The 7036-nt window shown below is 30.6% G+C and carries 11 protein-coding genes; 9 read left to right on the top strand and 2 right to left on the bottom strand.

From position 1 onward, the window contains the following. Both A9G23_RS10810 and A9G23_RS10805 read right to left on the bottom strand, forming a co-directional pair. On the bottom strand, window positions 1–602 hold a 602-nt coding region (locus A9G23_RS10810), incomplete at its 3' end, for a DDE-type integrase/transposase/recombinase (protein ID WP_065587621.1). Next, on the bottom strand, window positions 602–859 hold the full coding sequence (locus tag A9G23_RS10805) for a transposase (protein WP_065587620.1): 258 nt from the start codon (window positions 857–859) through the stop codon (window positions 602–604). The genes A9G23_RS10810 and A9G23_RS10805, both read right to left, overlap by 1 nt. Window positions 860–1007: 148 nt before the next feature. Between A9G23_RS10805 and A9G23_RS10800 the strand changes: the two genes are divergently transcribed. From A9G23_RS10800 to A9G23_RS10760, 9 genes are all read left to right on the top strand, one after another. Then, window positions 1008–1745 carry a hypothetical protein gene (locus tag A9G23_RS10800; RefSeq protein ID WP_141674939.1) on the top strand — a complete coding sequence of 246 codons (738 nt, stop codon included), beginning with the start codon at window positions 1008–1010 and terminating at the stop codon, window positions 1743–1745. A 38-nt stretch (window positions 1746–1783) separates the two neighbouring features. Beyond that, window positions 1784–2050: a hypothetical protein gene (locus tag A9G23_RS10795; RefSeq protein WP_065587618.1), complete on the top strand. Its 267-nt coding sequence runs from the start codon at window positions 1784–1786 to the stop codon at window positions 2048–2050. Further along, entirely contained in the window at window positions 2038–2598 is a 561-nt protein-coding gene (locus A9G23_RS10790) for an N-acetylmuramidase domain-containing protein (RefSeq protein ID WP_065587617.1), read from the top strand. The genes A9G23_RS10795 and A9G23_RS10790 overlap by 13 nt, the downstream gene beginning before the upstream one ends. Window positions 2599–2622: 24 nt before the next feature. Next, entirely contained in the window at window positions 2623–3618 is a 996-nt protein-coding gene (locus A9G23_RS10785; protein WP_065587616.1) for a hypothetical protein, read from the top strand. 108 nt (window positions 3619–3726) lie between these two features. After that, window positions 3727–4596 (top strand): XAC2610-related protein, encoded by an 870-nt coding sequence (locus tag A9G23_RS10780; protein WP_065587615.1) that lies wholly within the window; start codon window positions 3727–3729, stop codon window positions 4594–4596. A gap of 367 nt (window positions 4597–4963) precedes the next feature. Further along, window positions 4964–5470 (top strand): hypothetical protein, encoded by a 507-nt coding sequence (locus A9G23_RS10775; protein ID WP_065587614.1) that lies wholly within the window; start codon window positions 4964–4966, stop codon window positions 5468–5470. Between the two features lie 39 nt (window positions 5471–5509). Beyond that, entirely contained in the window at window positions 5510–6247 is a 738-nt protein-coding gene (locus tag A9G23_RS10770; RefSeq protein ID WP_141674938.1) for a hypothetical protein, read from the top strand. Window positions 6248–6304: 57 nt separating this feature from the next. After that, a complete protein-coding gene (locus A9G23_RS10765) occupies window positions 6305–6562 on the top strand; it encodes a transposase (protein WP_065586190.1) in 258 nt (85 codons plus the stop codon). Continuing rightward, a partial coding sequence (locus tag A9G23_RS10760) for an IS3 family transposase (protein ID WP_141674914.1) occupies window positions 6562–7036 on the top strand: 475 nt, incomplete at its 3' end. The genes A9G23_RS10765 and A9G23_RS10760, both read left to right, overlap by 1 nt.

Here is a 7036-nt window from a genome sequence, read left to right as displayed (position 1 = left end):
GCTATATCATGTGATTTAGCCCAGTTTATAAAGGTTTTTCCTGTAAATTCTGGTCCATTATCGACGCGTATTTTTAATAGATAGCCATGATATTCAGCCAGTTTATCTAAGTAACGGGTAACTCTCACTGCCGGTAAGCTTACTGCAATATCAATACCTAACGCCTCACGATTAAAGTCATCGATGACATTGAATGTCCTAAAGCGACGTTGATTACAGCTACTATCACTCATAAAATCCATTGACCAACATTCACCTTGTTTATTAGGAACCAATAGCTTTTCTGGTGTTCGTTGGGGGATACGTTTTTTACGTTTAGCCCTAATATTAAGTTTTAACTCACAATACACCCGATATACCCGTTTATGATTCCATTTATAGCCGAGCTTTCTGATACGATTAAAGCATTTAGGAAAGCCCCAGCGTAAATGCCGGTCTGTGATAGCATTCAATACCGAAACAATCACCGAATCATCCAGTAACTTAGATTGATAATAGTAAGCACAACGGCTTAAGCCAACAATGGCACAACTCATAGCAATAGTAACTGAATGATTTTGTTGTAGTTGCTGTGCCCACGTTTTACGTGCCTTTGTGGGCACTAAAGCTTTTTTATGATTTCTTCCTGAAGCTGGGATTTTAAACTCAGTTCGGCAAACATCTGCTTAAGCTTACGGTTTTCAGCCTCCAGCTCTTTTAAGCGTTTGATATCCAACGTTTCCATTCCGCCGTATTTTTCTCGCCATTTATAGAAAGTTGAATTCCCCATGCCATATTTACGGCAGAGTTCCTTGACAGGAATACCTGCTTCAGCTTCTTTTAAAATAGCGACGATTTGATGTTCAGTCATTTTTTTCATAATTAAATCCCATTTACTTGTATCATAGAGAATTTTCTACTTTTTTGCTGTACTATTTTTGGGGATAGTTACAAAACGGTTTGGAGCATAGAATTAGTATTTTTAATAAAATAAAAGAAGAATGGGAATTAGAGTAATGATTAAAAACATGAAATTATTAAAAATATCAATGTTATTTTTTTATTTCCTAACGACACATGCATATGGAAGTATAGAATTTAATAAAATAAAACAATCAATTTATCATTGTTTTGATAATAGTTCTGATTGTCAACATATTAAAGTACCCATTGAGTTGAATGATGAAATTGATGAGTCAATCTTATCAATTGACAAATTTTTTGGCCAAAATTATTTATTGATGACATTAAAATATAATTCTACACCAAATAAGTGTTATTCGCTTTATGAAATAAAAAATCATATTATTCAAGCTAAAGGGAAACAAATTTTAAGCGATGGTTCTCAGTTATGTGATTATAAGAAAACCAATGATCAATTAATTAATCGTTTTCTTGATGGAGGAAAGTGGTATGAAAAACTTTATAAAGAAAAGGAGAAATATTATCAAATAATATTAGAAGATCAATGTATTGGTTGTGATATGGTGCAGCGTAAAATTTATAATAAAAATTTAAATTATTTATTGGTGACAAATGAGCATAATCTTCTTGATAGAAAACCAATAATTAAAAAGATAGCTATTAAACAGGCTTATTTATATGATGATGCTTTGGAAAACTCAAAAACTAAAATGTATTTAATTGAAGATGACAAGGTAGAGCTATTACAGTACCGAGACGATTTTTATCAAATTCGATATTTAACTAAAACCCAGAAGTTAATTGTTAAATGGGTTCATTCGTCGGCTTTACAAGTACATTAATTTGACTATGCAAGAATAATATCTGAACAAATCAAAAAATGTTATGGTGGGATGATGTTGCTAAAGGCTTAGCTAAGTTGAATCAACCCAAAGACACGCCTCCAGAAAATGGCGAGACAACCAATACCACAACCACCCCAACAGACTCAGCCCCACTGGCCACGCTTAGTGCTGATGGGAAGGCGTGGTTTATTCATCCAATGATCATGTTGAATTTCTCAGCTAAAATCCATCCAATTATTTTATTAAATAATAAAGAATATGAACTTGTTTTTTTTAAAAAAGAAAAAATATGGATTTATTAACCGATGCTGATTATGAAGAAGTTGCAAACGAATTAGGATGTGAATCAAAAGCACTTAAAGCTGTAGGTATAAAAGAAACAAAGGATCAGAGTTTTTATACCCATTTAGGGGATCATGTTCCTAAAATATTATTTGAGAGACATTATTTTCACAAATTAACTAATGGTAAATATGATGATGATCCTGATATATCAAATAAATCTTCATTTACTAAATATGGTTCCTATGCGAAACAATATGAACGATTAATAAAAGCATATGCTTTATCACCTAGAGAAGCTCTAATGTCAGCTTCTTGGGGAAAATTTCAAGTTATGGGAGCAAATATGCATTCAGACAAATTAAGTATTGAAGATATCCTATATAAAATTAGTCATTCAGAAAAAAATCATTTAATTACACTAAAAGGTTATTTATTGAAGAATAAAAATGCTTTGGAAGCATTAAAATCAAAAAAATGGGATTCATTTGCTTTGTATTATAATGGCAGTGGTTATAAAAAGAATAATTATGATGTTCTTATAAAAGAAATCTATGAAAAGCTATAAACAAGTAAAATATTGGAATTATAAATGAATAAAATAATTATATTCAGTGTACTATTAGTGAATTTTGCATTTGCTAATACAACAAAATGTGATGAAGACTCATTTGAGGAAGTAAATATAACCACTTTTTCTGGCAGTCATATGAATTTAAAAAATCAATATTGTCCATATTCTAAAACCGAACCAATAGATTATATAGGATATCAATTATTAACTATTAAAGTTGATAACCAATTATATACTTATAAAAATAATGTTAGTGATAATGGATATTCCAGTAGAGAAATGTTCTATTCTAAACTAGGGGTATTTGGTATTGCTGAAGCCAATACAGGCAATTCTCCTTTAACGGTAACATATTTGACTATTAAAGATAATAAATTATTTTTATTGGGGAAAATCACGTTTGAGAGACGTATGGGAAACATAATTGGTGAGCCTTATATTGAAAATAGAAGTGATGAAACTAATAAAATTATAGACAACATGTTTTTATTAAATAAAAAAAATATTTTGGGAGAATATCCTTTAAATTTTTATGAAAGCTTATTATTTATTTTAGTTGATAAATTCAAACAAAATGTTTCAAAATATGAAATAAATAAATTGTTAATTAAGCTATCAGAATATCCAGATTTGAGTAATTTTTATAGACAAAAAATCTTTTTTAAAGATCATTCTTTATGTACATATAATAAAAATCTAATTGAAATGGATGCCTTTGGTTGTCAAATAGGAAATAAGCAATTATCCATTTGTTATAATTATTTTGATAAAGGTGATCTAATATACAGATATGGTAATAAAAACAAAATAGAATTAGAGTTGCGGAAAGAAATTTCAGATCAGAAAGTTTTAATAAATTCATTAGTTTTTAAAAAAAATATTTGGCATTATGAAGTAAATACATCTCTTGAAAATGCAGGAATTTTAATAAAAAAGAATGGCAAGAATATTACGTTTCTTAAATGTGAAAATGACAGTGCAGAACCTTTAATATTTGATCCTATATGGGATTAAAAAACAAGATAATCCCTATTATCCCGATAAGACAAAAGAGCCTAACAATATGGCACACCGTGCAGAAATGTTAGACATTGCAAAGAAAGCTTTCGGAGTAAATTAATAATGAAATTTTTGATTTTTCTTTCTATCTTTTTTGTATCGAAAGTTTTTGCTGATCCTATTTTATTAATAAATGAAAGAATTGGATTGAAGGGTTTATTTGAAAATAAAAATTTAATATTAACATTAGATATTAGTGATAAAAATGATATAACCGGATTATATAAAATCGGAGACCAAGATTCGGTTAACATGTTAAACGGTAATATCATTAATAAAAGCATTCAATTAGAATCAGAAAAAATTGAACGTAACAAATTTTCTTCAATACATTTAGATATAAGAAATAATCTTTTTAATGGGGATGGGACAATTAATGGGGAACAATACCCATTGATTTTAAAAAAAGAAAGTATCTCTTATAAAGAGATTATATCAAGTATAAAGATAGAGGCTATTAATGACAATGATTACGAATTAGTGATTGTTGTAAATCAAAATGAACAAAGATTACGTTTTTTTTCTTTAGAAGATAAAATAAATATTATTTTTGAAGATTTAAATTTCGATTCTTATCCTGATATTAGAGTTTCTGAAAATTATGGCGATGTTAATATAAGTTACTCTTATTTCCTCTATGATCCAAAAACATCTATTTACCGTTATTCTAAACAATTGTCTGATAATATTATTAACCCAAAGGTGTTATATGAAAATAAAGTATTAATAGGTCAATCTCATGACGGATGCTGTTTTTATGAAAAATCAATACGGTATCACAATAATCTTTATAAATTTAGCTTTAATTACCTTAAAAATAAAGGGGAAATGATTCATTATAATGGCAAAGGCAAAGTAATAAAAAAAACTTCTATTAATAAAGTCATATTTGAAAATGCTCCATTAATAAAAATGATAGACAATAATTTATAAACTTAATTTAAAATTAAAGTGTTTTATATTAAACATTATATAGTACTCTGTTCAGCTATGAGGGCTGTGCAAACAAGGAATAAAGCAAATAATCTGAATATGATTAAATGGAAGTGGCAGGGCTGATAACATAGCCTCTTTTGCTAAGCGTTTTGAATCAATCCTTCGACAAGCATCAAATTTAACCGAGGAATTTTAGAATGGGAAAAATAATATTATTGATATTAGTGATGATAATCAGTATTTATCTGAATTAAAAAAAGATTATCCAGAACGTTATCCATATAACCAAGACAGTATAGGTATTGAAGTTGTTGCGTGGTGGGACAAAGATTCAAAATTATGGGATGACGCAACACCACAACAATTGAAATCAATTAGAAATTTAGTTATTTTTTTACAAAAGGAGTTTAATTTAAATGATAAGACTTGTATCAACATCAATGCATTGCTTATAAAACAAGTGGAGAAGGTAAAAATCTTTATCCTCCTGCTGACAATTGGAACATTGATCCCAGCTGTTACTAATGCCAATAATCGTGATGTAATTAAAGTATTGTCGATAAAAAAGGTATTAGAAGTAGATAATAGTGACTATCTTAAAGATTTATGTAATAAATGGAAATTAAATAAAAAAGAGATAATACATTTTTTCGCTACTGCTGAAAAAGATATCAATTCAGCTCAAATAAATTCGTTTGATATCTATCCGTGTGAAATAAAAGGTGAATTATTAATTAATGGAATAAATAAAAAATATAGTATTAATTTGGGTGGTCTAGGATTTTTTTATGGAAAAAACATCAAACAAATAGTATTTGGTTGTTCTAAAGGTGAGTGTCTGAGATATGTTCATTATGAACCAGATATGTAATAGTAATGAGTAGACATATTAATATTGTATGGTTAAGGATTGGAATTTATTCATCATAAACCGATATTGTACTCGGCATTAAGCCGCTTATTAGTCAATTACGAAAGCGAATGGTATAGTGAAATTGATGCTGAAGGCAAACTGCCGAAATGGGAAGCGTTAAACAGCGAGATGACGGAAAATGCTAAAAATATATTAGCGTATTTACAAACAGGTGACGAAGCAAAATTAGATACATATTTAAGCCGTGTAGGTAAAGCAAAGGACTCCCCTGAAGCGAAAGGGTTTGAAACACTAAGACGAGAAATAAGCCGTTTTCCTGCTGATTATCAACAATCACCATCGGAAAAGTTGACTAAAGCGCAGTTTGAATCTTATGCCAAAATGGCAGCATTAGAAAAACAAGTAACAGCTTGGGAAAAGAACAAAGAGAAGATAAAAAAGATGTTATGGTGGGATGATGTTGCTAAAGGCTTAGCCAAGCTAAACCAACAAAACAACACGCCTCCAGAAAATGGCGAGACAACGGATACCACAACTACCCCAGCAGACACCACCCCACCAGCCACGCTTAGCGCTGATGGCAAGGCGTGGTTTATGCATCCTATAGCATTATTTAATTTCAAACCAAAATCGTGTATAACAGTTGATATGTTAAAGCAGATTTTCACTTCTGTATCAAATAATCGGCTAGATTTATTACAATTCATAGTAAATGATATTAACGTTCATATGAACGAATATAGACTTGATACACCTCTTGTAACTATCCCCTAAAATAGTACAGCAAAAAAGTAGAAAATTCTCTATGATACAAGTAAAGGGGATTTAATTATGAAAAAAATGACTGAACATCAAATCGTCGCTATTTTAAAAGAAGCTGAAGCAGGTATTCCTGTCAAGGAACTCTGCCGTAAATATGGCATGGGGAATTCAACTTTCTATAAATGGCGAGATAAATACGGTGGTATGGAAACCTCGGATATCAAACGTTTAAAGGAGCTGGAGGCCGAAAACCGTAAACTTAAACAGATGTTTGCTGAGCTCAGTTTAAAATCTCAGCTTCAGGAAGAAATCATAAAAAAGCTTTAGTGCCAACTGGGGCACGTAAAACGTGGGCACAGCAACTACAACAAAATCATTTGGTTACTATTGCTATGAGTTGTGCCATTGTTGGCTTAAGTCGTTGTGCTTACTATTATCAACCTAAGTTACAGGATGATTCGGTGATTGTTTCGGTATTGAATGCTATCACAGACCGGCATTTACGCTGGGGCTTTCCTAAATGCTTTAATCGTATCAGAAAGCTCGGCTATAAATGGAATCATAAACGGGTATATCGGGTGTATTGTGAATTAAAGCTTAATCTCAGGGTAAAGCGTAAAAAACGTATTCCTCCACGAAGCCCAGAAAGGCTATTGGTTCCTAATAAACAAGGTGAATGTTGGTCAATGGATTTTATGAGTGACAGTAGCTGTAATCAACGTCGCTTTAGGACATTCAATGTCATTGATGACTTTAATCGTGAGGCGTTAGGTATTGATATTGCAGTAAGCTTACCGGCAG

This window comes from Gilliamella sp. App4-10 (genome assembly GCF_001690495.1).
Classification (GTDB): domain Bacteria; phylum Pseudomonadota; class Gammaproteobacteria; order Enterobacterales; family Orbaceae; genus Gilliamella; species Gilliamella apicola_G.
This window is presented reverse-complemented; position numbering and strand designations above follow the sequence as displayed.